The organism is Glaciimonas sp. GNP009, from assembly GCF_054343755.1.
In genome coordinates this window covers 5,006,269-5,032,809 of sequence record NZ_JBTGUV010000004.1, presented here as the reverse complement: position 1 = coordinate 5,032,809, position 26,541 = coordinate 5,006,269, and the positions used below count along the sequence as shown (strand labels likewise).

Genomic DNA, 26,541 nt, shown 5'->3' with positions numbered 1-26,541 from the left:
CATTTTTCAGAAATGGTTGTGTATTGGACTGTGTTGTTGTTAACTACGTAATCTGCCGCATCAGAACGTAGCGCCACGTCGGGTAGCGTCTTTTGCGTGCATCGATATAGCTGGTCGACGTTCAACTTTCCTAAGCATGACGGTCTTAAAAATGTTTAAGGCACCCAAACTACCAAATGCCGAGTAACTATTGCGGTGTTAAGACTGCCTTAATTTAACCGAGTTAAGATCAATCTCATGCGTATCCTCCTTGCAGAAGACGACCCCTCGCTGGGTGCGACCGTTCAATCGTGGCTTCAGCTTGACGGCTATGCCGTCGACTGGGTGCAACGTGGGGATTCCGCCGCGATTGCCCTCCAAACCCACAGTTATGATTGCGTATTGTTAGATCGCGGCTTACCTGGCGCGTCCGGTGATCAGCTTCTTATGCAATTGCGCGCTAACAAAGACCTCGTGCCGGTACTCATTTTTACTGCAAGAGATACGTTAGCAGACCGCATCAAAGGACTTGATCTGGGCGCTGATGATTACTTGATCAAGCCAGTAGATATGGAAGAAATGTCAGCTCGGATTCGGGCCGCTATGCGGCGTTATGCCCATCGCGCTGATAATATTATCAAACATGACAATATCGGCTTAGATATCGCCAGCAAACGAGTGACATGTAATGACGAACTGGTAGAACTGACCGCCCGTGAATTTGCCGTGCTACATGCATTGATGCTGCATCGCAGGCAAATTGTTACGCGTGCTCAGATTGAGGAAGGCTTATATGGTTGGGGCGAGGAAGTGGAAAGCAACGCAATTGAAGTGCATATTCACCATCTTCGCAAAAAACTAGGGGCGTCTTTTATCGTTACCGTACGTAATCTTGGCTATCGTTTAAAAGAAGAGAATGCCTAAGTCTTTAGCCGACAACGTTGATATCAACTCTGCCAAGCAGTGCTCCTATTCTCTGCGCCTGCGTTTGTTATGGACGATTCTGGGTACTAGTACCTTAATGTGGATCGCCAGTATCACCATTATGGTGTTTATTGCATGGCACGAAACTAACGACGTGTTTGATGACGCCTTGAAAGAGTCCAGTTATTTGATCATGGCCGCGACCACTGACTTGAATGCGCGAGGCTTATTGGCCGAAACCGATAGCGGCACGAGTGAAACCCGTAAGGTTGATATTCAGTATCAGATCGTGGTGGATAACAAGGTGATCCAACGCACAACCAAAGCACCGGATAGTCCTTTTATTCCACATTTCGACCAGCGCAAAGGTTTTAAGAATATCGATATTGATGGCAAAAGCTGGCGTATTTTTGTGGTTCGCAGCAGTGATGCGCATTTTGAAGTGCAAGTCGGGCAGAAGTTTAAAAAACGTCTGGATATACTTGATGAGCTGGCGGAAAGCCTCACGATTCCGGCTTTGTTATTGCTTGCTATGGTGGGTGCAGTGAGTTGGTATTGCGTTAATCGGGTAATGAAACCGATTAACCTCACAGCCCATGCACTGACCCAAAAATCACGCGATGATTTGACACCAGTGTTGTTAGAGGGACAGCCCACTGAATTAAAACCTATCGTCAACGCGTTAAATGGCATGCTGTTGCGTTTGGATTCGGCGCTGCAAGCAGAGCGTCGATTTACTGCCGATGCAGCGCATGAGCTCCGCACACCGCTTGCGGCAATAGGCATGCACGTTCAGTTGTTACAACGTCAACATGCTGAGTTGGCTATCCCCTTTCAAAAACTGCGTAACGATGTTGATCGCACGACGGCTTTGGTCGAGAACCTATTGGCACTGGCGCGGCTGGACCCCATCAATCAAGATGGCTTGAAGCGACAGTCGGTTGCGCTAACCCCGTTTCTTCAGGGGTTGATTGATGCCCATGCCGTTAATGCTGGCCGCCGCGATATAAGCGTCGAATTACAAAACCAGGTTGAGTCGTTAAATATAAATCCGGAATTAATGTATATCGCTTTGCGCAATCTTCTTGATAATGCATTGCGTTATTGTCCAGCGAAAAGCACGATACAGATTAAAACCAGGACCGCGTCCGGTGTGGTGCGTATTGCTATTTGCGACGATGGTCCGGGTGTTAATGAAGAGCAACACAGTCGATTGAGCGAACGTTTTTTTCGTGTACTTGGTAGTGGCGAGGCTGGCAATGGACTGGGGCTTTCTATCGTACGTCGCATCGCTGAGTTACATGGTGCAAAACTATCGTTTGGGCGCGGTTTGCATACACGTGGCCTCGGTGTTTTCCTGGATTTTCCAGCGTGAAGCGATCACCTGTGCAGAAGCATTACCGAGTTTAAGTGGCGAACGTAAGATTTTTGTTTCTTAAGATAACGTTAATGTTGAGGGAGTTTAATAGCAACAGTCCAGCGCAGTCTCCGAACGCGCTGAATCAACTATTACACACACCGTTGTCAAAAGGGATATCTCATGAATCGCATCGCCAAAGTAATCGCCATCACCGTGTTAACAGTTTCCTGCGCAGCTGCGATTTCGCAAAGCTATACGGGACCGACTGCCAGTGCAGCTGGCGCTAATACCCAATATACTGGCCCGTCCAGTATTTCAAAGATGACTGTGAAACAATTACTGGACGATGGAAAAGACGATCAGTACGTCACTTTAACCGGCAAATTAATTAGCCACGGTGGAAGTAAAAACTATGTCTTTGCTGATGCCACTGGTGAAATCAAGACAAAAATTTCGCCAAAATACTTTCCTGCGAATCAGACAATTAACGAAAATACCGTTGTTGAAATCACTGGAGAATTCGACAAGAACCGTTTTGGTCCCTCTAAACTGGAAGTCAACCAAATCAAAGTTATCCCAGGTTGATTTTTTTTTGACGCAATAGAGGGCGTAAAAGAGAGAGCGTGAACCGGTGGCTTTCAAAATTGTGTGGTACTTCCAATATATCTGGTGCCCCATTGCATCTTTTAATGCTCCAGATACCCCGAACGTACGTTAAACACGCAGACTGTATTATACGAGCAGGTCTGCGTTTTTTCTCTATTTTGATGGTGTAACCAGTTTGATGATCGCCAAAGTACAATTATCGGCAGCTATGTTGACCGTACGCACACGCACTCTGGCAATAAACATTTCGGCCGCCTCGCGCACTGTGGCTCTGTCAATTGCCAGACCCATTTCCGTCTCTGTAAAGTATGGCCAAAATCCATCTGAGCACAATAAAAACGCATCCCCGGTTTTTAATCCGGTATGACGGCCTATTGATACGAATGGAATTTCGGTAGTTGAGCCGATCGCGTTTATTAATACGTTTGACATCGGATGGGATGGCGCCTCGGCGGGCGATATCTTGCCCTCGCTGGTCATTTTTTCTACGTACGAATGGTCAATCGTATGTTCGATACATTTTGCCCCCTCAAAGCGATACAGTCGTGAATCCCCTACATGACCCCAAGTTGCCAATCCATCCGGTGATAACACCAGGGCAACCATGGTACTGTGGGGATCCGTATCACTAGTAGCGGCCGAAAGTTTGATGATGGCGCGGGTTTCGAGAGCGATATTAAGAAGTAGTTGCTCCACCGTATCGGTCAATGGCGAAAACTCATTGAAGAGCTGTTTCGCAGTGATAATGAGTTGTTCAGCGGCAAGATCGCCGCCTGTGCGCCCGCCCATTCCATCCGCTAATATTGCCATCATGTATCCAGGCGCCTTGCCCGCACTTAAAAGGGCGACCCGGTCCTGTTGTTCAGTGCGGTCACCTATGTGCTGACCGGTCCCTGCATCGACTTTATATTGGCTCATTCGTTCGGGTAGATTAAACTGCGCTGTTGATGTGTGTTTTAGAAATGTAATTTAAAAAGCTGTTGACCCAAAGATGCGTCCTTGTTTGCAGATACATGCAATTAAAAGCAAGGGCGACAAGTCGCTAGCTTTCTGGGATTATCTAAAAAATTATTATACGCAGGAATATCTTGTATCAAAGATAAGATATTTTCCTAACATTTATAGAATTTTAATGCGGGAACGTGACTATGTTAGATCGTGAAGATATTCACCGCCGAATCATCGAGCTTGAAGTCGAACATCGTGATCTCGATGCTGTGATTGAGGTGATGGCTAACGAGGTAAGGCGCGAAGAGTTACAATTGCGACGCCTGAAGAAACGCAAACTGCAACTAAAAGATCACATTACGCTCTTAAAAATGCAATTAATTCCGGATATTCCAGCATAGATAAACCTAAGTGAATGAGATAGCGTAGTCGCAGTTCCCTCAGGTGAGGATGACCGCTAGGCTCCTTTATCCTAGCGATACCTTTTCGTTTTATCTCAGGTGCCAAGCTCCTAAGGCCTTAAAACCTATCCTTCAAGCCTATTACTGACAGTTACTTTGACCGAAGATACATCCATTACCATTGCCGAAAGCGCCAAAATTGCTGGCACACACGACGCCGATATCGATCAACTATTTGGTCCTGGTGGCCCGTTAGGACAGATTGTCGGTGGATTTCGCCCGCGAATGGCCCAGACCGAAATGGCGAAAGCGATTGCGGAAGCTATCGCGCAGCAGACAACACTTATTGCAGAGGCAGGTACCGGCACGGGAAAGACGTTCGCCTATCTGGTTCCAGCCCTATTATGGGGTGGTAAAGTTATCGTCTCGACTGGCACGAAGAACTTGCAGGATCAATTATTTTTACGTGATATTCCCACAGTACGCAAAGCTCTCAGCGCCCCGGTGTCGATAGCGCTACTAAAGGGGCGCGCCAATTATGTATGCCATTTTCATTTGGAGCGAACGCTTCAGAATGGACGCATGACTTCTCGCGAGGACACCGGTCATTTACGCGAGATTTCACGCTTTATGAAGACCACCAGTTCCGGTGACAAGGCCGAATTGTCAAAAGTCCCCGAAACTGCGCTCATCTGGAATCTGGTTACGTCGACGCGCGACACGTGTCTTGGCGCAGAGTGTCAGTACTATCAGGATTGTTTTGTCATGAAGGCGCGTAAAGAGGCGCAGCAAGCAGATATCGTGGTGGTCAATCATCATCTGTTCTTTGCTGACGTGGCCTTAAAGGATACCGGCGTAGCTGAGCTACTGCCCTCCGCCAATACGATCATTTTCGATGAAGCCCATCAATTACCTGAAGTCGCCACATTATTTTTTGGCGATACAGTTTCCACCTCGCATATTCTCGAACTATGCCGCGACGTGTTGGCAGAAGGTCTGTCGCATGCCCGCGATGGCGCTGACTGGGCCAAAGTAGTGATGCCGGTCGAGAAAGCCGCCCGTGATTTGCGGCTGGCGTTCCCGCAAGATGTGGTGCGCCTGGCGGTCAACCAGATTGCGCCTTCTAGCGTGTTTTTTTCTGCTCTGGAGACTTTGCGCCAAGAGTTTGACGGAATGATCGCGACGCTGGAAAAACAGGCGGAACGTGCTGAAACTATCGAGCAATGCCGCACTCGGGCGATTGAACTTGGGATGCGGATTGATGCCTGGAATAAGCCGGAGTCGGTTAAATCCAAAGCCAAGACCAGCAGTATTAAAGATGCGGTACACGGCGACGCTGAAGGCCGCGTGTTATGGGTGGAGGCATTTTCTACGTCATTACAATTGCATCAGACCCCGCTTTCCATTGCGCCGATTTTTAATAAACAGCGTGAAGGTGTTCCACGCACCTGGATTTTTACCTCAGCTACGCTGGCGGTAAAAAACGATTTTCAGCATTACGCGTCACAAATGGGTCTTGCTGGTGAACCGGCGCAATCCTGGCCGAGTCCCTTTGAGTATGGTGAGCAAGGCCTGTTATACGTGCCGCAAAATTTGCCACAGCCAAACTCGCCGGAATATACAGACGCTGTGATCGACGCTGCTTTACCCGTCATTGAGGCAGCTGGCGGTAGGACATTCCTGCTTTGCACGACCATCCGTGCGGTCAATCGGGCGGCTGAAAGGTTGCGGGCAGAATTCGAAGAGCGGAATCTGCCGTTTCCATTGTTAGTGCAGGGCGAAGCAGGGCGGACAGAGTTGCTCGATCGTTTTCGGGCTGCCGGTAACGCCGTATTGATCGGTAGCCAAAGCTTTTGGGAGGGTGTTGACGTGCGTGGCGAAGCATTATCGCTGGTCATTATCGACAAATTGCCATTTTCTCCACCGGACGATCCGGTGCTGGCCGCGCGTATCGAGGCTTTGGAAAAAAAGGGAATGAACGGTTTTATGCATCATCAACTGCCAGCAGCGATTATCAATTTGAAGCAGGGTGCAGGCCGCTTGATTCGTGATGAAACTGATCGCGGTGTATTGATGATTTGCGATCCCCGCCTTATTTCAAAAGGTTACGGCAAGCGGATCTGGCAAAGTTTGCCACCGTTCAAGCGCACTCGTGATCTTAGTGTGGCGACTGAATTTTTTAACACTGTCCCACTAGCTGTTTGACCATTGAACCGCACCGTCACGATTCACCCATCGAGTAAATGTGTTGGATGATGTTAAAGTCATGGCGAAAGCACCTGACGTAATATGTCCAAATCAAAGCGTGGAAGCGATTGGTCGGCCCTGCAATTAAGGCTCAACGGTTGGTTTCCACACAATAGCCATTCCAGTAGTTTGTATGTATGTCATGCACTGGTAACAATCCGGATTTATTGTTCTAGCAGTCGAAAGCCTTTGATCAGGGCTTTCTCTTTCATCTTATATCCCTGAAAACCAGTCAAGTTTCAAGTTTGTAATCGTTAAATGTAGTGCAGTGTTGTATAGATTGTGAGGATGTCATGTTTGCAGCGGTCGATCTGGGTTCGAATAGTTTTCGGTTACATATTGGCAAATACAATGGTGATGCCATTCGCGTCATTAAGAGTGCGCGAGATCCCATTCGTCTGGCTGGAGGTCTCGATAGCAAAGGCAATTTGACCGAAGTAGCAATGCAGACTGCACTTGATTCTCTCGGGCGCTTCCGTACTATTTTAGAAGACTATCAACTCGAGGCGGTGCGTGTGGTTGCGACCAACACGTTACGCATAGCAAAAAATGCTGCTGCATTTTTACCCGCGTTAGAGGCAGTCATTGGTTATCCGATCGAAATTATTTCTGGTGAGGAAGAAGGTCGTCTGATTTATATGGGCGTCGCCAGCATGCTGCGTTTGCCGAATGAAAAACGGCTGGTATTGGATATTGGCGGTGGTTCTACCGAATTGATTTTGGGTCGCGGCCAGCAAATTGAACGGGTCGAATCGTTTGGCATCGGGACAGTGAATCAAAGCTTGGCGTTTTTCCCCAGCGGAAGCATCACCAGTGCGGCTTATGCCGCAGCAATTCTCTCTGCGCGCAGTCATTTTGAAGATGCAGCACCGCCTTATCGTCCACAAAACTGGACAAACGCTTACGGTTCATCGGGCACGATTCGCGCAATCGCAGAAACGATAGAAAAAAATAACCTCGGTGATCGACGCTTATCTTACAAAAGTCTGGAAGCGCTGAAAGAGCGGTTTATTGAAATGGGGCATGTCAGCCGGATTGATATGGTTGGTATGAAGCCGGACAGGGCGACTGTCATTGTTGGCGGCGTGGCTGTATTGAGCGGTTTGATGCAAGAACTGGGAATTGAAGTATTGACCCCGATTGAAGCCGGGTTACGCATGGGTGTCATGTGGGATCTGCAACTACGCGGCACGCGTCTGGATCGGCGCGAGCAATCCGTGCGTGATTTTGCGCAGCGCTTCCACGTAGATCAATTGCGCGCCAATCGCGTTGCGGAGACTGCCAGCACGTTGTTTAGCTTACTTAAGCCCAGCAATGACGTGCTTGAAAAGTATCTGCATTGGAGTGGTTTGTTGCACGAAGTCGGCCTGGTTGTATCGCAAAGTGGTTATCACAAACATGCTTCCTATCTGATTGCCAACGCTGATTTGTCAGGGTTTACCACAAGGGAACAAAAGACGATGAGTCATTTGATTCTGGGACAGAAGGGCAACTTACGGAAAATTAGTGAGAGTTTGCTTGACGCTGATTTCTCCAAAGCAGTTCTTGCATTGCGACTGGCGGTCATGTTTCTGCACTCACGGATTGAGGTTGACCTCGACGAACTACGCGTTAAGATGAAAAGTAAAATTGAACTCGACATTAAGCGCGAATGGGTCGCAGACCATCCGACTGCAACTTATTGGATGGAAAAAGAACGGGAATGGTGGCGTGAAATTGGCGTTGAATTTGCTATCAAGCGCATTTGAGCTGCCATTCCTTAACAGTCGGGAAGGCCGCCTAATTACCCTGCGGTAAATACCGATATTCATCGATTTAATGTCTGAATATTGGTTATTAATGACTGCGATCATTATCTTCTTTACTACCCCTATTTCAATTGATAAACCAGACCAATCTCCGAGACTGTAAAGCTTCTCGGAGTTGCCTCGCTGTTTGATTTCAACTTTCGGTGCGATTTAGCATCAATTTCTCTGCTGTTACAGTCAGATAGCAATAATAATGATGTCTTTTGGAAACATAGGCTTGCTAATTTCAATTAAATTGCATATATTATTTATACTATTTAATTTTTGGAGTATTTATGGTTACCCGAGCACCCACCAAGCCAGCTATTGCAGTGACAAAAAAACCGGTAGCTAAAGCCGTCGTAAAAAAAACTGCACCCGTGAAATTGGTAGCGAAAGCCCCTGCGAAAACGCTAAAGGCCCCAAAAGCACCCATCACAGCAAAAAAAACCGTGACACCAAAAAAAGTAGCACCAAAAAAAGTAGCACCAGCAAAAACAGTTGCAGCGCCAGCTAAAAAGACCGCCATAAGCGCACCAGTTCTGCAAGTACCGAAGACTGTTGCAACGCCAATGAGCCCGGTTAAACCAGTCACTGAACCAAAAGTAAAAGCAAAGAAAGCCAAACTGGTCCGCGATAGCTTCACCATGCCGGAAGATGAATATCAAGTTCTGAGCGACGTCAAGAAGGCCTGCCTCAAGGCTGGCTTGGCAGTAAAGAAAAGCGAACTGTTGAGAATCGGCGTTGCGCTGATCAAAAACCTGGACAATGCTAAGTTGAAAGCCGCGATTGCCAGCTTGCCGTTGGTGAAAGCCGGACGTCCAAAAAAAGAGAAATAACCCGGGGTTGGGCTAAGTGGTCCGCTTAGCGTTGATTGCCGCAGTAATGTGAAGCATTACGATTAGCTATAAACCACACTGCAGATATAGCATAGCCATCATACAAAAAAATCCCGATATCACTATCGGGATTTTTTCATTCAAGATCAAGGCAGCAAGCAAGCCTGCTAAAACGACAAAGACAGTTTTTAAGCCTTTTTCAATTGCTCCCGAATCGGCAAATCGCGGATCCGCTTGCCAGTTGCGGCAAAGATCGCATTGCATAACGCAGGTGCAATCGGCGGCGTTCCGGGCTCTCCCACGCCACCTAACGGCATGTCATAGGCGTGTTGGACGATATGCACGTGGATATCCTTCGGCGCAGCGAGTGAACGCATGACTTCATACTCATGAAAGTTACCTTGCACTACCGCACCGTTTTTGAAGGTAATCTCACCGCTCATCGCCAGACTCAGGCCCATGATGCAGGCGCCTTCAACTTGCGAGCGGATACGATCAGGTGTGATAGCTGGCCCGCAATCGATAGCCACGTCAACCCGAGGAATACTGATCGTACCATCATCGCTGACAGCAACCTCGATCACAGCCGCCACATAGCTCATAAAGCTATACGCGACCGCCAGACCCAATCCGTGTCCCTTGGCAACTTTACGTCCCCAACCAGCTTCACGCGTAGCGAGTTCCACCACATTACGCATGCGACCGGCGTCGAGCGGATAAAGCGTCGGCGATTCCCCATAGTTGGTGGTGTCGGACATGTCTTTCGGAGCGATTTTGCGTGCTGGTCCAATCAGTTCCAGCAAATATTCGCGATGATCACGCTTAGCCGCAGCAGCCAGTTCAGCAACGAACGATTGCACTGCAAACGCGTGAGGAATGTTGTAGACGGAGCGGAACCAGCCAATACGGGTATGCGCCGGTACTGGCGGTGCTTCTACCCGAATGTTTGGAATCACGAAAGGAATATTGATTGCACTCATTCCCAGTTCGCCAGCCGATTCACCCATCGCGCCCAGGACGAAAGTAGATGAAATAGTCGGCGCAGCGCTACGATGCAACCAGGCTAGTGGCATGCCTTTATCGTCAAGCGTAGTTTCAAGATGTTCCAGCGATACAGTATGCAAATAGTCATGACGCAGATCATCTTCGCGGGTCCACGTCAGTTTTACGGGCTTGCCATCCATTGCTTTCGACAGCAGCGCGGCCTCTGCTGCGAAGTCTGGCTTCGATTTACGACCGAATCCACCACCGAGCAACGTAACATTGATTTTTACATCCTCGGGTTTCAAACCAAGGGTTCCGGCAACCGTCTTAAGCGTTGCCTGCGGATTTTGAACACAGGCCCAGATTTCACATTTGCCGTCAACAATGCGTGCAGTTGCCGCTGGCGGTTCCATGCTTGCATGGGCCAGATGCGGAATATAATATTCGGCTACTATCTGTTTTCCAGACTTTTCCAGCACAACCATGGTGTCGCCGTCATTACGCATGACTTTGGCTGGTTTGCGTGCGGCTTCTTGCAGCGTTACCTTGAAGGTGGTTGAGTCATAAACAGCATTTGGGCCGTCATCCCATTTGATCTTCAATGCCTCGCGGCCCTTGATCGCTGCCCACGTATTACTGGCGATGACGGCAATGCCGCCTAGGGGATTAAATAAGGCCGGTGGCGGACTGCCTTGCAATTCGACGATTCGGATGACGCCCGGTACCTTCATCGCATCAGCCGAGTCAAAGCTGGCGACTTTGCCACCAAATACTGGAGGACGCGCGATAACCGCATACACCATTCCATCTATCCGGGTATCGATACCGTATTGGGTATTCCCCGTAACGATATTTTGAAAGTCGACGCTAGAGAATTTGTCTTTGCCGATGTACCGAAACTGCGCCGAATCTTTCAGGCGAATCAGCGCGGGTGCTGGTAAAGGCAACTTAGCTGCATCGGCAGCCAATGAACCATAACTGAGTTTGCGACCGGATTTCGCATGATGAATCTCATGATTTTTGGCGCTGACTTCTGAGACTGGCACTTCCCAACGATTCGCTGCTGCGGTTTCCAGCATCAGACGCGCAGTGGCGCCCACCTGACGCATTGGCGTGAAAAAGTGGCGCATGCTACGGGAACCATCGGTGTTTTGATTACCGAAACGACTTTCGTCAGCATTTGCCTGGACCACACGGACGCGACTCCAGTCAGCCTCAAGCTCTTCAGCAACGACGAGCGGCAGACTACTACGGATGCCTTGGCCCATTTCCGAGCGATGGGCAACGATCGTTACGATGCCATTGGTTCCGATTGAAACAAAAACGAGTGGATTGTCGACTGTGCCGCCCGACATTGCCGCGCCACCGTATTTTTTTTCTGGGACCGGTACATCAGCAGCGCTGACAAGGCCGTGAACACCCACGGTCAGCGCAAGACCAGTGAACGCACCGGCGCCTTTCAGCCACGATCGACGCGAGATGGTGTGTGCACCAGTCTGCGCACCGCTAATTTCAATGGCTGATGTTGACTCAAAATGCGTTTCTTCATTATCAAAGGTTGCGCTCATTTTGCGACTCGATTATTGGCGGCGACTTGCTTGATGGCAGCTTTGATACGGGTGTAGGTACCGCAGCGGCAAATATTGCCACTCATTGCGTTGTCGATTTCTTCGTCTGTCGGTTTCGGTATGGTTTTCAGCAAAGCGCTAGCTGACATTATTTGTCCGGCCTGACAATAACCGCATTGCGGTACGCCGAGTGCAACCCAGGCTTGTTGAATCGCTTTGCCCAAACCATCGTTGGCGATCATTTCGATAGTGGTAATTTTTTTTCCTACCGCTGCACTGATTGGTGTCACGCATGAGCGTATCGGTGCACCATCAAGATGGACGGTGCACGCACCACATAGCGCCATTCCGCAACCAAATTTTGTCCCCGTTAAACCGACATTGTCGCGCAGTGTCCATAAGATCGGCGTGTCTTCTGGTAAGTCAACAGTATGTTGCTTGCCATTTATATTTAATGTTGTCATTTTGTTTTCCAACTTGAGATGTTTGCCTAATGATGGAGGTGGTCATGACCCAGCCAGTCCCTGGCATAGATGTTGATGGATTGTAATCTTGCTTTCGCTTTCATGTTGAAAAGTATGGGTTTTGCCGCTTTTTTGTTCTGTTATAAAACTGCTCGTATTGATTCGTCAGGGTTCTCGACGCAAACTTTCGCTTGCGCGCGACCCCATGCTGTAATATTCGCTCATCAAAAAATTTGCTTTCTGAGGATTCATGTCCGTATTTCAAAAACCGATCGTCATGCTCGATTTCGAGACCACCGGGTTGAGTCCTGCAATGGGCGACCGTATCACCGAAGTCGCAGCGTTACGAATAGTGGAGGGCAAAATAGTCGAGCGCTTCGTGTCGCTGGTTAATTGCGGTGTAGTGATTCCGTCGTTTATTTCGCAACTGACAGGTATCTCTCAAACAATGGTCAATAGCGCACCGCCGGTCTCTAAGGTGATCCCGGAACTCTTAAAGTTTATTGGTTGCGATGCGTTGGCGGCACACAATGCTAGTTTTGACGCAAAGTTTCTCTTGGCGGAGAGCGCTGCGCTGGATTTGCAGCCACGTTATAACGCATTGATTTGCTCGTTAAAATTGTCGCGCCGCGTGTTTCCGGGGATGACGAGCTACAAACTTGGATCGCTTGCGTCTGCGCTGCGGATTCCATTTCACGGCACAGCGCATAGAGCAGAAGCCGATGCTGAAGTATCCGCAAATTTACTGCTTCATGTTGCTAAAAGCTTGTCGCAAACCTATCGTGTGTCATCGATAGATCCGGATTTGCTGGTATCGGTGAATAAGTTAACCGCTGTAAAGGTGCCAGATTTTCTGGCCCGACAATTATCAGGACGCGCTTGAGTGTTGAGTATTCAGTATTGATGAGTCTTGAGTGTAAGAACTAAGCTCTGGCGAGTATTGCCGCTTCATAAACTGCGAAACGGTGGCATTCCACCATCGTGCGCCACCATCCACACTTACATTGAACTATCTGTAGCGAGCGGATGTGTGGCGTTTTTTGTTTTTGTCCTATTTCCTTTTACAACTCGGAAATAAAGCGCATCTTAAAACTGCGACCTTTAATATTGCCATTACTCAAGCTAGAAAAAGCGTGTTTTGCCATGCGACGCTCGAGTGCGACATACGTCATGAATTCAAATACGCTGATTTTTCCTACTTGATCTTTGGTCAGGCCAACATCGCCGGTCAGTGCGCCCAAGAGATCACCCGGACGTAGCTTGTCTTTTTTGCCGCCCATGATGCATAGCGTCACCATTGGCGCTTGTAGTGGTCCGCCTTCGGCAGGCTCTAGCGTAGCCAGATCAAACCAGGTGACCGGTCCTTTTTGATAGTCTTCAATCAGCTTGACCCATTTTTTTTCATTTGGCGCACACAGACTCAGCGCAAGGCCTTTGTCATGACCGCGACCAGTGCGGCCGATGCGATGAATATGCACTTCAGTATCCTTCGACACATCAACGTTGATTACCGCTCCCAAAGTCTGAATATCCAAGCCACGTGCGGCGACATCGGTAGCAACCAATACCGAACAACTTTGATTAGCAAACTGCACCAAAATCTCATCGCGTTCGCGCTGTTCAAGCTCACCGTATAACGCCAGCGCACTAAAACCCTGATCGCGCAATTCCGCGGCTAATTCGCGGCAATGAATTTTGGTGTTGCAAAAGGCAATTGTTGACACTGGTTTGTAATGATTCAGCAACTGTGCGACCGCTGCGTTACGGCCATCGTAAGAGACCTCATAAAAGCGCTGTTCAATCTGGCCCGAATCATGTTGGGCCTCGACTTTTACCTCAACCGGTTGGCGTAGAAATTCAGCACTCGCTTTGCGTATATCATCGGGATACGTGGCCGAGAACAGCAGCGTCTGACGGCGCTTCGGACAAGCACTGACGATTCCTGAAATTTCTTCGTAAAAGCCCATATCAACCATGCGATCAGCTTCATCCAGAACCAGGGTTTGCACTGTCGACAAATTGATGGTGCCGCGCCCGATATGGTCGCGTATCCGTCCAGGTGTGCCGACAATGATGTGCGCGCCGTGTTCCAACGACCCAATTTGTGGTCCCATCGGCGAGCCGCCGCAGAGGGTCAATATTTTGACGTTATCTTCCAGGCGTGCCAATCTTCGCAATTCTTTTGCTACCTGATCGGCGAGTTCACGGGTTGGGCATAGAACCAGTGCCTGAATGGCGAAATAGGTTGGATTGAGTTTATGCAGAATCCCGATACCAAACGCGGCGGTTTTGCCGCTACCCGTTTTAGCCTGCGCTATCAAATCGCGTCGCTCCAGAATCACAGGCAGGCTTTGTGCCTGAATGGTCGTCATTTCGTGATAACCGAGACTGTCGAGGTTACGCAAAAGCGCTGGTGACAAGGGGAGATTGGAGAAGGAGGAAGTAGTCACGGTGGCGTTAGTCGACAGAAAGGGGGAGGGAAGTCTAACAGGCGCACCGGTTTAGGGCCAGATATGATGGCTTTTTTGATGTATTTTAATATCTAAAAAGCACTTAAGTGACGTTTATCGCATCCAAATCGAAAAATGCAAGCACAAAATAGGCGTTTTTATTTATATGTTCGATTTTTTCGATAATAGATATGAAAACTTTCCGTTTTTCTTTTGATTTGTTGTCGATCATAATTAGACCTATCGATGCATCAATAGGCGTTACTTAGGTAAGTGGTGACCATCATTGCGAAGCTATCGACATTATCGAAATAATCGTCAATTCAGAAACGGAGAGCATCATGTTACAAGTGCGTAAAAGCGGTGATCGCGGTGTAGCCGACCACGGATGGCTGCAATCCAGACATACATTTTCATTTGGTCACTATCAAGATGCGCAGCACACCGGTTTCGGCCCGCTATTGGTGATCAACGAAGACAGAGTTGCGCCAGGGCAGGGCTTCGGGACGCATGGTCATCGTGATATGGAAATTATTTCCTACGTGCTCGATGGTGCATTGGAGCACAAAGACAGTATGGGGACGGGCTCTGTATTGCACTATGGCGATGTACAACGGATGAGCGCAGGAACAGGCGTAAGGCATAGCGAATTTAATAGCTCACCTTCTGAAGCACTACATTTTTTGCAAATTTGGATAGAGCCAGACGTCAAAGGCATTCCACCTGGGTATGAGGAGAAGCATTTCACTCCAGCGTCCAAACAAGGTCAGTTACGCCTTATAGCGTCATCTGACGGGCGCGACGGGACGGTATTGATACATCAGGACGCTTGCATTTACGCCGGCCTTTTGGGTCCAAAAGATGCAATTTCACATGCTTTAGCGGCAGGACGTACTGGGTATATACACGTGATACGCGGTGCGGTTACGGTGAACGGGATCGCGTTATTCACAGGTGATGCACTGAAAATTTCAGATGAATCGTTAATCTCTTTAAGCGATGCAGAGGCGGCTGAAATATTGGTATTCGATTTGCCGTATTAACTCTTTACTTCATCAGATGCGTGATAAAAGTAATGCCTGAAGTGAATGTCATCTTGAGCGGCGGCCCGATGTACAATTATTAATGAGACTTTAAAGCGCGAATCGACGGCATGAGGTCCAGCAGTCCGCGTTTTAAATACCCCAAAATAATATCGTTGGGCTTGTTTTGGGGGAAAAGGTCATTATATCAAGGTAATCTGGAAGCGCTTTTAGCTACGCAGGCGCAATGACCAATGGTTTTTATGAAACCTATTAGCGTTCAGTATGGCAATTTACCGGCTTCAGCAGTATTGACCTCATTGCTACCGAAGAGATGACGTTAGGCGAAAAGGCAATGGTCAGCGCGCTTTCCTATTCTCGGTGTACGATGACTGAATTAATTCCAGCCTGAGTTATTTAATCTGTTGGCAAGGCACGTCATGCACCTAATGGCGTGCTTTTTATATTGAAGTAACGCATCGATCTATGAGCACCCACATTACACCTTGTAACGCCGCAGCAGCCCAAATCCACGAATCACTGGAATACGTCACCTCTTGCGAACTGCCGACTCCTTGGGCTACATTTCAGCTCCACGCTTTTATCGATCATCCTTCTGGTAAAGAACATCTGGCACTCGTCTTAGGCGATGTAACAGACGGTTTGCCGGTTTTAGCCCGTATCCACTCGGAATGCCTGACTGGCGATGCGCTCTTTAGCCAACGTTGTGATTGTGGCGCCCAATTAGAAGGATCGCTCCAGCAAATTGCGGCAGAAGGGCGCGGCGCCATATTGTATTTACGTCAGGAAGGACGTGGAATCGGATTAATTAATAAAATTCGTGCTTACCGCATTCAGGATTCTGGTGCCGATACCGTCGAAGCGAATCAGCAATTGGGTTTTGCCGATGATTTGCGCCACTACGGTATGTGCGAGCCAATGCTGCAGCATTTGGGAATCAAGACATTGCGTCTGATGACTAATAATCCGCGCAAGATGGACGCACTTAAAAAGATGGGCGTGCCGGTAGTTGAGCGCATACCGTTGATTTTGAACAGAAATCCGTTTAATACCCGTTATCTGGATACCAAGTCGGCTAAATTAGGGCATTTTTTGCCAAATGAGGGCGCTGAACATCAAGATGAAAGTGTCTGAGAACGCACCTTGAGTGCACATTTATAAGATAGTTTATGCAGCGATATTTAGAACGGCGCACTGATTGTTTAATACCCGCGTTGGGCGTTGCGCGTTGTTAGTGGTCAAAGGTTAAAGCTAAAGACTAAACTTAGCCGATATTTTCTATGCGGCAATCTAGGTCTTCTATCAATCCATCTAATTCTTATTGGAGAGTGCCATGCGCAAATTTCTTTCAACAGCCTTATTAGGGAGTGCGATGCTAATAACATCGTTTGCCGCTAATGCCGGTGAAATAGCTTTTAGTCAAACTGCATTCGAAAAATTACAAGCTGAAGGCAAGCCCGCAATTGTTTATTTTCATGCGGACTGGTGTCCGACTTGCAAGGTACAAAAACCTATCGTTGATAGTCTGTTAAAGCAGCCGGATATGCAAAGTATCACTCTGCTTGTGGCGGATTACGATAAAGAAATAGCGCTCAAAAAAGTCATGCATATCAGTCAGCAATCGACCTTTGTTGTCTTCAAGGGTGGCAAAGAAGTGACGCGCGCGACCGGGCAGACCACCAAAGCAGCAATCCAGGCGACGTTTGCGCAAGCACTTTAATGGATTTTGGACTTGCTAGTTACGGTCTGAGTTTTGTGGCGGGTGTTTTGTCCATTCTGTCACCCTGCGTTTTGCCACTCGTCCCCATCCTGCTTACTTCAGCAATCACCGCACATCGATTTGGCGTGTTGGCACTTGCTGCTGGACTGGCACTCTCGTTTTCCCTATTAGGCGTATTCATAGCCGCCATTGGCGCATCAATTGGCTTAGGTCAAGATACATTTCGCCTGGTTGCCGCAATCTTGTTTATTTTGTTTGGGCTATTGATGGTGTCAGCGAGCTTGCAGCAACGTTGGTCTGCGGCGTTGGCTGGTATCGGAGGGTTGGCCAGTGATGTATTGTCCCGCGTGCAACTGGACGGTATTCCAGGCCAATTTGTTATAGGATTACTGCTTGGCGTGATATGGACTCCCTGTGTTGGACCAACTTTAGGAGCCGCAACAACGCTGGCTTCGCAAGGTAAGAGTCTGCCGCAGATTGCATTGCTAATGATCATTTTCGGGATCGGTGCCGGATTGCCTTTGATAGTACTCGGCATGGCGTCACGTGCTGGATTTGGACGCTTCCGCGGAAAATTACTCACCTTCGGTCAATATGGTAAAACTTTACTCGGCGTCATGATGATGATCGTGGGTGGATTAATGCTGAGCGGTCTGGATCGCGCTCTTGAAAGTTGGTTGCTATCTATCAGCCCGGATTGGCTAACCGTCTTGACGACAAGTATGTAGATGGGTTGCTAGAACAATACTTTGCTAAAGAAAGATATACCAATGACGAATACGCATTCTGGTGTTGATGGTAGCGATCCCGCTGAAATCATCAAAGAGATGCACTTGTATCTGGAAGATATTTTTCTCGGTCAACAATTTATATCCGCCTCGCATCAAATGACTGCGGAGGAAATCAAACGCTTTGCACATCAATTCGATCCTCAGCCGTTTCATTTGGACGAGGTTGCCGCCCAAGATACGTTCTTTGGCGGCTTGGCGGCAAGCGGTTGGCACACTGCGGCGATCACAATGCGCTTACTGGTAGAAAGCGGAATGCCGCTGGCTGGTGGCATTATCGGTGCGGGCGGAGAAATTACCTGGCCCAAGGCAACCCGACCCGGCGATGTGCTGCATGTAGAGAGTGAAGTAATATCTCTTACGCCATCGAGATCCCGTCCTGACCGCGGCATGATACAAGTTAGATCCCAGACAATAAATCAAAGCGGAGATGTTGTGCAATTATTGGTCGCAAAGCTGATGGTATGGAGCAAACAAGCTAAGGATTAACGACTGACAAAACATTCTCGGTCCCGATCTCTGTCGGCGTTGCCAAGTCTTGGATGCCGGTTTTTAGCGACGATCAATTCGGCATTACAAAAAACGAACTTAAGGTAATCCGTAGTGACCAATTCAACGACAAATGTGATCAAGGCCATGACGATCGAATCATGCACAACTGACGCATGCACCATTGAAACCTGCCTGGAAAAGTTAAGGGTACGTTTAGCTAACGGTCAACGCTTTATTCTTGGCATTGTTGGTCAGCCAGGCTCTGGTAAATCGACATTCGCACAAGCGCTCGTGGCGGGTTTGCATGGACGAGCGATAGTGGTGCCGATGGACGGATTCCATCTGGCAAACAAGGAATTAGTCCGTTTAAACCGGCAGAGTCGTAAAGGTGCCGAAGACACCTTTGATAGCGCCGGTTATGCCGCACTACTCAACAGGCTGCGTCATCAAGCCCAGGATGAGGTGATCTATGCCCCAGAATTCCGCCGTGAGATAGAGGAGCCGATTGCGAGCGCGATTGCCATATCCGCAGACATACAACTGGTGATAACGGAAGGAAACTACCTTTTACTGGACCGAGGCCACTGGAGCAAGGTTCCCGGCTTACTAGACGAAACCTGGTATTTAGCGATAGAGACCGATTTGCGGCAACAACGACTGATTGCGCGCCATATGCAATTTGGGCGTAATAAGCAGGCCGCGCAAGAGTGGGTACAACGGACGGATGAACCGAATGCTGTTTTAATTGAATCGACACAAGGGCGCGCCGACAGGGTGTTCAATTGGGTTGCTGGCGAAAGTGGCATTTCTCGCTGATCTGGCGGACGCGGTTGCGTCCGCTGAGCCGGTCAAGTTGTTTGTTGCATTTTTCAACGTGCCACTTTCTACCGCAATTTTCAAAAAAACATTTTTCTTAAAATTTATAAACTAACGTCAACTCTGGATAAACGCCGCTGCGGCCACCGCGACTGGCCGTCAGTACGCCAAACTCAGAAAAAATATGGGAGTTTGGTGTGTATCGGAATAGAAGAGAGGCGATCCGTTGATTGATGCCACTTTTATAATCATCATAGCGATAGCGGAAAATTGTCGATAAATCGCCGCGCCATTGATAGTTCAGGAAAATCAAACTTTTGCTGTGGATCGAGTTGTCCAGATCCGGGTTTGTTATATACGTAGCCGCGACTTGCATTTTTTGCGTCAGCATATATTCCACTCCCGCCTTTACCAAACTGGTCGTGCGCAGATCGCTAGTCGTAATCGGATTGTCATTAAGATCGCGCAGCGCCCCTGCACCAACTAATGTGGCAAAACGGGGCGTCCATTGAGAGTGAAGTTCCATCTCAAGTTTGGTTGAGTTATATGTCTGCTGCGTGGTTTTTAACGTGGTCGGCCGGTACGTGAATGTCAGCGAACCGACTTGCTCAGGGGTGATCGGATAACTATATCGAATGCGGTATTCATCGAACCAGTCGACAGCTGAAAAGTCCGTTATAGGGATTGAATAAGAATAATTAGATCGCCGATATCTGAATTCCAGAAAATTATTTAACGCGAAATAGTGTCTGTAAGTAGCCTTTTCATCTTTTCGTACATAGACGCCAAGACTCTCATCATTGACGTGTTCAAACTGAAGATCCTCGCGCGAAAATAACGGTGTTCCGGCGCCATAAGTGGTGGTCCGAAACGCAAGATCCCTTTCGTAACTACCAAATATGCGTGGATTGGTGTCGCGTGCAAAATCGTAGGCAGCCTGTTTTACTTCGTCATCTTTCGGCCAGTGTTGTTGCGCGGCGGCATAATTTATTTTTGCCTGGTCGAAGTCATGATTTAATCGGTAGGTATTAGCGATTCCCAGCGCAGCATTTGGATCCTCCGGTTCAAGGGCTGCGGCTTTCTCGTAAGCTTGCCGCGATTCTTCCAGATGTCCCTCGAAGCGAAGTATCCGGCCAATGCCCCGCCATGCGTCCGCGTTTTTATTGTTTTTGGCGAGTTCGTCGCGATACGTCTGAATGGCTTGATTCCAATGGAATTCCTGAATCTCCTGATCCGCCTTTTCTGCATAGTTTTTTTCTTTTTGCTGCGGCACGACGTCAGTTTCGGCAGCTGATGCGACCATTGACAGACAAGCCAATAGTGCACCCCAAGACAACGTATTCCCCTTCGGTTTGAGCTTCATTGCTATATCCCTTGTCAAAGTATTTTTATCGTATTTTTTAGAAGCTTTTGTAGCTGAAATCTTCAGCGTGCGCCGGTGTTGTATGTCGTTTGTTAATGTGTAATACACACGCGACTTAGCGCCTGACTCACCATTCGTCACCCGATTTCCGAGTCAGACTTGATTCGTGTAATCCTTTCCAAGCTTGAGTTTTGCCAATGCGTCCCAGTGCGCATCGGTCAGATACTTTCCTGGCGTAATCCAGATATTAGTACTACCGCCTCGTCGGGCTGCACGTATAGAACGGGTAAGCTGATCTGCATCTATAGCGCCCTCCTTGTCATTCCATAATCCGATTGAATGCCAATAACGTTTTGCACCAAAATGACGACTAAGATATTTGGCTACTGTCCCTGTGACTTTAGGTGGCAAGCCATCCAGCGCAAAGTAATCCCACACCACCAACTGATCGACTAAAGGCAACAGCAAACGATAATCCTGACCGTTTTCAGTACTGTTGCGAGAGAGATCGTCACGACTCACACGGACATCAACTAACAGCTGTTTGCCGTAAGTGCGCGCAATTCTGGACAGTCGGGTAACAGATTTACTCACCTGTTCTGAGCGCCATTTTCCGATTGCCGGATGCAGTCGGTCTATTAATCCATTACCTTGCCGTGGCCAGTCACTCTGTCCAGACGCACTCGTGAATGCCTTGCGGCATCGTTCGTCATAGCAATGAACGTCGTAAAACAATTCGGTGATACAAATCGATTCAACTTCTGGCTTAGTGGCAAGCGCCCGAAATGCACCATCAAGTAATTCTCCATACTCTTCGTTCGCAAGGCACGTGGAGCAGACTATGTCGCGGCTTGCTTTTCCATTGATATCGACGGCGGCACAATGCGGATTGAGTTGTAGATAACGCGGCGCAAGCACGTCCAGCGTCACCGTTGTGGCGTAGCCCTTTGCAGCAAGCGAGGTGATCGTCTCGGCTAACATATCGACGTGCGATTCTTTTTGTTCTGGACTCCACCACTCCGTATTTCTATCCCATTTGTAATAGGTCCAGTCAGGTCGCCCTGCAGAAACGGCAACCCGATCAACGTGCTTTGCTCCGGGCGATACCAGCAACGATTCCAAAGCCCGGCGCCAGTTGTTCCAATCCGAAAAGTGGATAGATACCGTCAGACTGCCCCCAATCGGTTTTTCTGGCTCGAACAATTCAGCGACCTCACTAAAATCGTCACCATCAAGCTGTATCACCGAGCTTACAACCGCCAAGCTGGCCACCGTGGCCCCACCCAATACCAACCGGCGTCGCCAGGGATCTTCGGGCGCAGCAATGGCGAGAGGATTTCTGCGCTCAAGTTTGTTCCAGTCTTCGTTATGGGCGCGTAATTCGGCCCAGATCGCGTAAATCACCACCGCGGTGTAAAAGTAACTCAACGGAAGCAGAACCATGGTGTAGGGCAAATACAGCAAGTCCCGCGGAGATTTATCTAATAGGATCGCCGTCACTGCGGCGATCAATAGCGACCCAAATCCCATGTATGCAACCCATTCCATGTTCTGCAGTTTGATGATACCGGCATGCATAGCGACGGGAAGCAGCAATAAACTCAGCATTTGCACAATCGGAACAATGATCATGTTGAACAAGTTCAGTAGCAAGTAGCCGCCGAATACACCGAATGTCGGACGGGCAATCATGTCCCGATGCAAAAAAATGATAGTGATATAACTTCTGACCCACCGTACTCTTTGTTTCCACAGACCACGCAAAGAGTGAGGGCACTCTGCGATCACCTTGGTACGTGCGCCATACACCACCCGCACACCGCAGCGATGCAGGCGAAAAGTGATTTCCAGATCCTCGCCCCATATCTCACGAAATCCTCCGATGGAGCGAAGAATGTCACTGCGCACCATACCAAGATTACCAGGGATTATGGGTAAAATTCTTGCCATTGAAAGAGCACGGCGTACCAGGCCTGTGCCTATATGTGAAGTCACCACCAGCATCTTCTGAAGCCACCCTTTAGGATTAAGCGGCGTGTCATTGCCACTCAATGCACCAATTGTAGGATCGGTAAAATACGCAACTCCGTTACCAATAGTATTTTTTTCAAATAAAGAGTCGGCGTCAGTAAACAAGATAATCTCACCGGTGGCGCGGGCAATGCCAGCGTTCAGGGCAGACGCCTTTCCACCGTTTTTTTTCTCCACATAACTAATCTGCCGATGGGCAATAAAAGGCTGAAGTTCGTGCGCTGTCCCGTCTGTCGATCCGTCATTGATGACGATCACTTCAAAATCGGGATAGTCGGAATCAAGGATTGACTGGATACTGGGATAAATTGTGCGCTCCTCGTTAAAAGCAGGTACAAGAACGCTTACCCGCGGCGTGTAATGGGCAGTTTTTGCCCTTGCGAAAAGCCGCCACTCCCAAAAAAGATAGGCGAACGCCAGGGGAAAATAAACGAGCGAAATGACACCGAAATAAAATGTAACGGCACCAAATAGCAATATCGGAGTAAGCAGGAAATCGGTCATCCGCCCAGATATCCCAATGCATAAAGATCTACCATGGCATCGAAAATCTCCGGTGCTTTTTGGGTATGGGCGCCTATTCGCGCGTTGATCTCAAGAACATGCGCAACGCCATTGATATCGCGCCGAATATCCATATCAAGTGGACCGACTAACTTCAGAGTTCTAGCAGCGGAGAGGGCGAGATTGCGCACATCCGGTGCATTGACGCGTGTTACTTCCAGTGCGTTACCGGTACGTCCTTCCCGCAGGAGTGTTTTTTCGAAGATGACGGTTGTCACTTCCAGCGGTTGTTCTGGCGGAAGCATCATCAACACATCATATTCAGTGCCGGGCATAAATTCTTGCCATACAAGATTGTTGTCACCGGATTCAGCCAAGGGTGCGATTGGTCCATCATGTACCGCAACATCACGACCTCCCCGACCAACCCTGGGTTTGGATACGCACGGGAAGCCCAATCGCATCACTTCTGCCGAACCAGATTTGCCGATAGCACTCTTCGGTACAGCGACACCTGCAGCACCCAACGTTTGCGCCGTGCGCCATTTGTCGTCGCAAATGGCGACTGCCTCAGGATTTCCTACAAAAACCGCTATTCCGCGACGCCGATACAAGGCCGCGCGCTCGGCAATGAGAACGAGTTCCTCCTGTACTGTCGGAAAAAGCCAGCCTATATCGTGAGCAGCCAATAATGCATCCAACTCATCGATATAGCGAGGGTCGCGGACTGGCGGGACTAAGAAGAAAGCATCAGCACAGTGCTCGACTGGAACCATATCGACGGCGATCACGCGAAATCCCTTGTTCTTGAGCACGTGCATCGCAGCTTTACCGGAAAGGCCGCCGACGCCGGTGACCAAAACGTTTTTTGTTTGTCTCATCTTTGCCTCTGAAGGACCTGATTTATATCGTCAAGCCGTAAATCTGATGGCTTCGAATGCTTCAGCTGCGCGCAGACGTGCCTGACTTCCGCGCACTCTCGCTAAGCTTTGTACGATATCCTCTTCCATATATGGGCGGGATAGCGTTTGACTTGCGTGACACTTCAACGCTTTAATTTTTTGTTCGAGATACAGAGAAACGTCGATAAAATAATTAGGCCGGAAATCGGGTGGCGTATTGGGGTTTTCGTAGCAAAGCATGGTCGGCACACGACGCGCTGCCTCCAGCGATGCCAGATAAACAGCATGATGATCAGCATGCAGATCATGGCGATTATGGGTAAATATCAAATCAGGATGAAGTTGGCGAGTGACTTCTTCAATCACGCGTTTAAGGTCATCCTGGCGGGTGCCTAATTTGGTGTCAGGAAATTCCAGCACAGTCAAACTATCAAGTTGCAGCACACGACCACCTTTTTCGGCTTCTTTTCTTCGTGGATTACCATTTTTTGCAGCGACACCGTAGACGCCACCTTCGCCGACCGAAAATACAATGCCATGTGTTTCATGCCCTTCGACCTTGTAGCGTAGCAACGCCGCGCCGCAACCTAACTCGATGTCGTCGGGATGCGCACCAATGGCAAGAATGATCAATTTTTTGTTGGACTTCGTGATGCACCGAATCAACCAGATCAGGTTGAAAATGACGAACGCCAAAATGATGAACCCGATCAGTTCAAGTGCATACAGCACTTCTGATCCACTCGACGTTAGTTTGGCAAACTCAAACACGCTATTGGTTGGCAGCAATACAGCAAGAATAGGCAACGTACCCATCACGCGCCGCGCCGGGGGACGCAACCCTGACAACTCCAAACGGAATCGGTAGAGTTGATAAGCCACGAGTAACAAAATGGCTGAGAAAAAACACAGAAAGATTGGTTCTTGGGAGGAAAACATTGCTTTTCCTTTTTAGTTTTTATGAAAACCAAGACTACCGAAACTGCTAACTTACTTTCATCGTTCTGATCTCCCTATGATCCGCCCGACGAAATACTCCAGATAGCAACCATTGATTGAATCTACTAAAGATTAACGCTACTAAACCCAAATAAGGTTATCTTCTTAATAAGATATTATAAAAACACTACTTTGTCTAGACTAGATTTTATCTGAGAATATCCACATAAATGATGCGCGAAAAATGGGACAGAAAATGTGTTCAAGAGGGAGTTTTGAACTGCGTAAAACTTTCATTCGTCTTACGAAAATTCAATATAAGCAAAGCGCGTAGAATGAGAATGAGGCATCTGACTTGGGCCAGCGATTGAGTAGACTACGAACGAAAACATTTTCTGCCAGCAGTCTTAGCTGAAAATCAAACCTTGGACTAGGGTCAGAGATATAAGCTGGTATCCCAAAAATTGAGGAGGCTATATGTCACAAACAGTGGTTGGTGTTTTCGATAATTATGAAATCGCTCAAGACGCTCAGCGGGCGCTGATATCATCTGGTTTCGAGGCTTCCAACGTACATGTTCGCATGCACGAAGCGCATATGTCGTATCGATCGCATGAATCAGATGTTCCCGCATCCGATAAGAAGCGCCGCGCTGTTGTTGGTGTCGCAGATAACCTTCGAGATCTTCTTGTTCACCTATTTGGTAGCCATCATGAAGACATTGACCATTATTCTGAGGCGGTTCGGCGCGGCCACGCGGTGGTGGCGATTACGGTAGACGATGATGCGCTGGTGCCGATAGCGCAATCAGCCTTGCGCAATGCGGGTGCGTTAGATATCGAAAAACAAGTTGAAGGGTGGCGTCAAGATGGGTATAGCGGCTTCGATGCGGCGGCACGGCCTTATACGCCTGAGGAAGTGCTCGCAGACAGAGCCAAAATCAGGCCTGCGCTGGAGGACAACCCCGACATTGCGCAACAGTCCGAAAAAACAGAAGAGGCGGAAAGCTTTCCGTCACGTGCATACCCGTTCCAGCTGGTACAAACGCCCTATGACGACATTATGGGAAAATCAGGCGGCGTGAATGCTGGCGGCCCGGCTACCGAACCCACTGACACGCGCTAAAAACGTGGGGTCTGAAATTGCGAACACAGCGGACGCTATTGGCGTCCGTTTTATGTTTAAGCGCCGTCATGATCTTGATGATCACTTCTCCGCAATGCCAACTCACTAATTTTTTACGCTTGCATGCCACATTATCGGACAGGTCTATGTATCGCTTACCGATCTTGCAACTGTAGGGCAACTGTATAACGACGGTGATGATGCATCTCATCAAATTACCCTGTCAAAATAATAGGTCCCACGGTATATTTATTGTCACAA

24 protein-coding genes are annotated in these 26,541 nt (G+C 48.6%); 15 read left to right on the top strand and 9 right to left on the bottom strand.

The annotated features are described in order from the left end of the window. Window positions 1–237: 237 nt before the first annotated feature. From ACXX82_RS23165 to ACXX82_RS23155, 3 genes are all read left to right on the top strand, one after another. Entirely contained in the window at window positions 238–903 is a 666-nt protein-coding gene (locus ACXX82_RS23165; protein ID WP_322238772.1) for a response regulator, read from the top strand. Next, window positions 896–2,278, top strand: coding sequence for an ATP-binding protein (locus tag ACXX82_RS23160; RefSeq protein WP_458563791.1), 1,383 nt, complete (start codon window positions 896–898; stop codon window positions 2,276–2,278). The genes ACXX82_RS23165 and ACXX82_RS23160 overlap by 8 nt, the downstream gene beginning before the upstream one ends. Before the next feature lie 165 nt (window positions 2,279–2,443). Continuing rightward, window positions 2,444–2,848, top strand: coding sequence for a YgiW/YdeI family stress tolerance OB fold protein (locus ACXX82_RS23155; RefSeq protein WP_322238769.1), 405 nt, complete (start codon window positions 2,444–2,446; stop codon window positions 2,846–2,848). 174 nt (window positions 2,849–3,022) lie between these two features. Here the strand turns inward: ACXX82_RS23155 and ACXX82_RS23150 are convergent, their stop codons facing one another. Then, window positions 3,023–3,787, bottom strand: coding sequence for a PP2C family protein-serine/threonine phosphatase (locus ACXX82_RS23150; protein ID WP_458563790.1), 765 nt, complete (start codon window positions 3,785–3,787; stop codon window positions 3,023–3,025). A 230-nt stretch (window positions 3,788–4,017) separates the two neighbouring features. Here ACXX82_RS23150 and ACXX82_RS23145 point away from each other — a divergent pair, with 230 nt between their 5' ends. From ACXX82_RS23145 to ACXX82_RS23135, 3 genes are all read left to right on the top strand, one after another. Next, on the top strand, window positions 4,018–4,218 hold the full coding sequence (locus tag ACXX82_RS23145; RefSeq protein ID WP_322238765.1) for a YdcH family protein: 201 nt from the start codon (window positions 4,018–4,020) through the stop codon (window positions 4,216–4,218). 156 nt (window positions 4,219–4,374) lie between these two features. Then, on the top strand, window positions 4,375–6,423 hold the full coding sequence (gene yoaA, locus ACXX82_RS23140; protein ID WP_458563789.1) for a DNA repair helicase YoaA: 2,049 nt from the start codon (window positions 4,375–4,377) through the stop codon (window positions 6,421–6,423). Window positions 6,424–6,758: 335 nt separating this feature from the next. Continuing rightward, complete coding sequence (locus ACXX82_RS23135; RefSeq protein ID WP_458563788.1) at window positions 6,759–8,213, top strand: Ppx/GppA phosphatase family protein; 1,455 nt, start codon at window positions 6,759–6,761, stop codon at window positions 8,211–8,213. Window positions 8,214–8,526: 313 nt separating this feature from the next. Here the strand turns inward: ACXX82_RS23135 and ACXX82_RS23130 are convergent, their stop codons facing one another. Beyond that, on the bottom strand, window positions 8,527–8,781 hold the full coding sequence (locus ACXX82_RS23130; protein WP_323518688.1) for a hypothetical protein: 255 nt from the start codon (window positions 8,779–8,781) through the stop codon (window positions 8,527–8,529). Between the two features lie 43 nt (window positions 8,782–8,824). Here ACXX82_RS23130 and ACXX82_RS23125 point away from each other — a divergent pair, with 43 nt between their 5' ends. After that, window positions 8,825–9,091 (top strand): hypothetical protein, encoded by a 267-nt coding sequence (locus tag ACXX82_RS23125; protein WP_322238757.1) that lies wholly within the window; start codon window positions 8,825–8,827, stop codon window positions 9,089–9,091. A gap of 188 nt (window positions 9,092–9,279) precedes the next feature. Here ACXX82_RS23125 and ACXX82_RS23120 read toward each other — a convergent pair whose 3' ends face one another. Beyond that, window positions 9,280–11,643 carry a xanthine dehydrogenase family protein molybdopterin-binding subunit gene (locus ACXX82_RS23120; protein ID WP_458563787.1) on the bottom strand — a complete coding sequence of 788 codons (2,364 nt, stop codon included), beginning with the start codon at window positions 11,641–11,643 and terminating at the stop codon, window positions 9,280–9,282. Further along, window positions 11,640–12,107 (bottom strand): (2Fe-2S)-binding protein, encoded by a 468-nt coding sequence (locus ACXX82_RS23115; RefSeq protein WP_458563786.1) that lies wholly within the window; start codon window positions 12,105–12,107, stop codon window positions 11,640–11,642. Before ACXX82_RS23115 ends, ACXX82_RS23120 begins: the two co-directional genes overlap by 4 nt. Window positions 12,108–12,357: 250 nt before the next feature. Here ACXX82_RS23115 and ACXX82_RS23110 point away from each other — a divergent pair, with 250 nt between their 5' ends. Next, window positions 12,358–12,990 (top strand): 3'-5' exonuclease, encoded by a 633-nt coding sequence (locus ACXX82_RS23110; RefSeq protein ID WP_458563785.1) that lies wholly within the window; start codon window positions 12,358–12,360, stop codon window positions 12,988–12,990. Between the two features lie 178 nt (window positions 12,991–13,168). Here ACXX82_RS23110 and dbpA read toward each other — a convergent pair whose 3' ends face one another. After that, window positions 13,169–14,557: an ATP-dependent RNA helicase DbpA gene (gene dbpA / locus ACXX82_RS23105; RefSeq protein WP_322238749.1), complete on the bottom strand. Its 1,389-nt coding sequence runs from the start codon at window positions 14,555–14,557 to the stop codon at window positions 13,169–13,171. 341 nt (window positions 14,558–14,898) lie between these two features. Between dbpA and ACXX82_RS23100 the strand changes: the two genes are divergently transcribed. From ACXX82_RS23100 to ACXX82_RS23075, 6 genes are all read left to right on the top strand, one after another. After that, window positions 14,899–15,600: a pirin family protein gene (locus tag ACXX82_RS23100; RefSeq protein WP_322238747.1), complete on the top strand. Its 702-nt coding sequence runs from the start codon at window positions 14,899–14,901 to the stop codon at window positions 15,598–15,600. Window positions 15,601–16,065: 465 nt separating this feature from the next. Next, a complete protein-coding gene (gene ribA / locus ACXX82_RS23095) occupies window positions 16,066–16,734 on the top strand; it encodes a GTP cyclohydrolase II (protein ID WP_458563784.1) in 669 nt (222 codons plus the stop codon). 199 nt (window positions 16,735–16,933) lie between these two features. Continuing rightward, the gene (locus tag ACXX82_RS23090; RefSeq protein ID WP_322238744.1) at window positions 16,934–17,320 is read left to right on the top strand and encodes a thioredoxin family protein; all 387 of its coding nucleotides are present in this window, start codon (window positions 16,934–16,936) and stop codon (window positions 17,318–17,320) included. After that, complete coding sequence (locus tag ACXX82_RS23085) at window positions 17,320–18,048, top strand: cytochrome c biogenesis CcdA family protein (protein ID WP_458563783.1); 729 nt, start codon at window positions 17,320–17,322, stop codon at window positions 18,046–18,048. Before ACXX82_RS23090 ends, ACXX82_RS23085 begins: the two co-directional genes overlap by 1 nt. A gap of 99 nt (window positions 18,049–18,147) precedes the next feature. Beyond that, on the top strand, window positions 18,148–18,597 hold the full coding sequence (locus ACXX82_RS23080) for a MaoC family dehydratase (RefSeq protein ID WP_322240673.1): 450 nt from the start codon (window positions 18,148–18,150) through the stop codon (window positions 18,595–18,597). Window positions 18,598–18,744: 147 nt separating this feature from the next. After that, on the top strand, window positions 18,745–19,416 hold the full coding sequence (locus ACXX82_RS23075; RefSeq protein ID WP_458564048.1) for a nucleoside/nucleotide kinase family protein: 672 nt from the start codon (window positions 18,745–18,747) through the stop codon (window positions 19,414–19,416). Between the two features lie 97 nt (window positions 19,417–19,513). Here the strand turns inward: ACXX82_RS23075 and ACXX82_RS23070 are convergent, their stop codons facing one another. The 4 genes from ACXX82_RS23070 to ACXX82_RS23055 form a co-directional block, all read right to left on the bottom strand. Continuing rightward, window positions 19,514–20,779 (bottom strand): tetratricopeptide repeat protein, encoded by a 1,266-nt coding sequence (locus ACXX82_RS23070; RefSeq protein ID WP_458563782.1) that lies wholly within the window; start codon window positions 20,777–20,779, stop codon window positions 19,514–19,516. Between the two features lie 153 nt (window positions 20,780–20,932). After that, entirely contained in the window at window positions 20,933–23,314 is a 2,382-nt protein-coding gene (locus ACXX82_RS23065) for a glycosyltransferase family 2 protein (protein ID WP_458563781.1), read from the bottom strand. After that, window positions 23,311–24,195 carry an ATP-grasp domain-containing protein gene (locus tag ACXX82_RS23060; RefSeq protein ID WP_322238734.1) on the bottom strand — a complete coding sequence of 295 codons (885 nt, stop codon included), beginning with the start codon at window positions 24,193–24,195 and terminating at the stop codon, window positions 23,311–23,313. The genes ACXX82_RS23065 and ACXX82_RS23060 overlap by 4 nt, the downstream gene beginning before the upstream one ends. 30 nt (window positions 24,196–24,225) lie before the next feature. After that, the gene (locus ACXX82_RS23055; protein WP_458563780.1) at window positions 24,226–25,155 is read right to left on the bottom strand and encodes a PIG-L deacetylase family protein; all 930 of its coding nucleotides are present in this window, start codon (window positions 25,153–25,155) and stop codon (window positions 24,226–24,228) included. Between the two features lie 477 nt (window positions 25,156–25,632). Between ACXX82_RS23055 and ACXX82_RS23050 the strand changes: the two genes are divergently transcribed. Beyond that, entirely contained in the window at window positions 25,633–26,280 is a 648-nt protein-coding gene (locus ACXX82_RS23050) for a hypothetical protein (RefSeq protein WP_458563779.1), read from the top strand. The last annotated feature ends 261 nt before the right edge of the window (window positions 26,281–26,541 follow it).

Excerpts from the sequence above, each read along its gene's own strand:
- ACXX82_RS23165 (WP_322238772.1), top strand. The coding sequence starts at position 238 with ATGCGTATCCTCCTTGCAGAAGACGACCCCTCGCTGGGTGCGACCGTT.
- ACXX82_RS23160 (WP_458563791.1), top strand. The coding sequence starts at position 896 with ATGCCTAAGTCTTTAGCCGACAACGTTGATATCAACTCTGCCAAGCAG.
- ACXX82_RS23155 (WP_322238769.1), top strand. The coding sequence starts at position 2,444 with ATGAATCGCATCGCCAAAGTAATCGCCATCACCGTGTTAACAGTTTCC.
- ACXX82_RS23150 (WP_458563790.1), bottom strand. The coding sequence starts at position 3,787 with ATGAGCCAATATAAAGTCGATGCAGGGACCGGTCAGCACATAGGTGAC.
- ACXX82_RS23145 (WP_322238765.1), top strand. The coding sequence starts at position 4,018 with ATGTTAGATCGTGAAGATATTCACCGCCGAATCATCGAGCTTGAAGTC.
- ACXX82_RS23135 (WP_458563788.1), top strand. The coding sequence starts at position 6,759 with ATGTTTGCAGCGGTCGATCTGGGTTCGAATAGTTTTCGGTTACATATT.
- ACXX82_RS23130 (WP_323518688.1), bottom strand. The coding sequence starts at position 8,781 with ATGGCGGTCTTTTTAGCTGGCGCTGCAACTGTTTTTGCTGGTGCTACT.
- ACXX82_RS23125 (WP_322238757.1), top strand. The coding sequence starts at position 8,825 with ATGAGCCCGGTTAAACCAGTCACTGAACCAAAAGTAAAAGCAAAGAAA.
- ACXX82_RS23120 (WP_458563787.1), bottom strand. The coding sequence starts at position 11,643 with ATGAGCGCAACCTTTGATAATGAAGAAACGCATTTTGAGTCAACATCA.
- ACXX82_RS23115 (WP_458563786.1), bottom strand. The coding sequence starts at position 12,107 with ATGACAACATTAAATATAAATGGCAAGCAACATACTGTTGACTTACCA.
- ACXX82_RS23110 (WP_458563785.1), top strand. The coding sequence starts at position 12,358 with ATGTCCGTATTTCAAAAACCGATCGTCATGCTCGATTTCGAGACCACC.
- ACXX82_RS23100 (WP_322238747.1), top strand. The coding sequence starts at position 14,899 with ATGTTACAAGTGCGTAAAAGCGGTGATCGCGGTGTAGCCGACCACGGA.
- ribA (WP_458563784.1), top strand. The coding sequence starts at position 16,066 with ATGAGCACCCACATTACACCTTGTAACGCCGCAGCAGCCCAAATCCAC.
- ACXX82_RS23090 (WP_322238744.1), top strand. The coding sequence starts at position 16,934 with ATGCGCAAATTTCTTTCAACAGCCTTATTAGGGAGTGCGATGCTAATA.
- ACXX82_RS23085 (WP_458563783.1), top strand. The coding sequence starts at position 17,320 with ATGGATTTTGGACTTGCTAGTTACGGTCTGAGTTTTGTGGCGGGTGTT.
- ACXX82_RS23080 (WP_322240673.1), top strand. The coding sequence starts at position 18,148 with ATGCACTTGTATCTGGAAGATATTTTTCTCGGTCAACAATTTATATCC.
- ACXX82_RS23075 (WP_458564048.1), top strand. The coding sequence starts at position 18,745 with ATGACGATCGAATCATGCACAACTGACGCATGCACCATTGAAACCTGC.
- ACXX82_RS23070 (WP_458563782.1), bottom strand. The coding sequence starts at position 20,779 with ATGAAGCTCAAACCGAAGGGGAATACGTTGTCTTGGGGTGCACTATTG.
- ACXX82_RS23065 (WP_458563781.1), bottom strand. The coding sequence starts at position 23,314 with ATGACCGATTTCCTGCTTACTCCGATATTGCTATTTGGTGCCGTTACA.
- ACXX82_RS23060 (WP_322238734.1), bottom strand. The coding sequence starts at position 24,195 with ATGAGACAAACAAAAAACGTTTTGGTCACCGGCGTCGGCGGCCTTTCC.
- ACXX82_RS23055 (WP_458563780.1), bottom strand. The coding sequence starts at position 25,155 with ATGTTTTCCTCCCAAGAACCAATCTTTCTGTGTTTTTTCTCAGCCATT.
- ACXX82_RS23050 (WP_458563779.1), top strand. The coding sequence starts at position 25,633 with ATGTCACAAACAGTGGTTGGTGTTTTCGATAATTATGAAATCGCTCAA.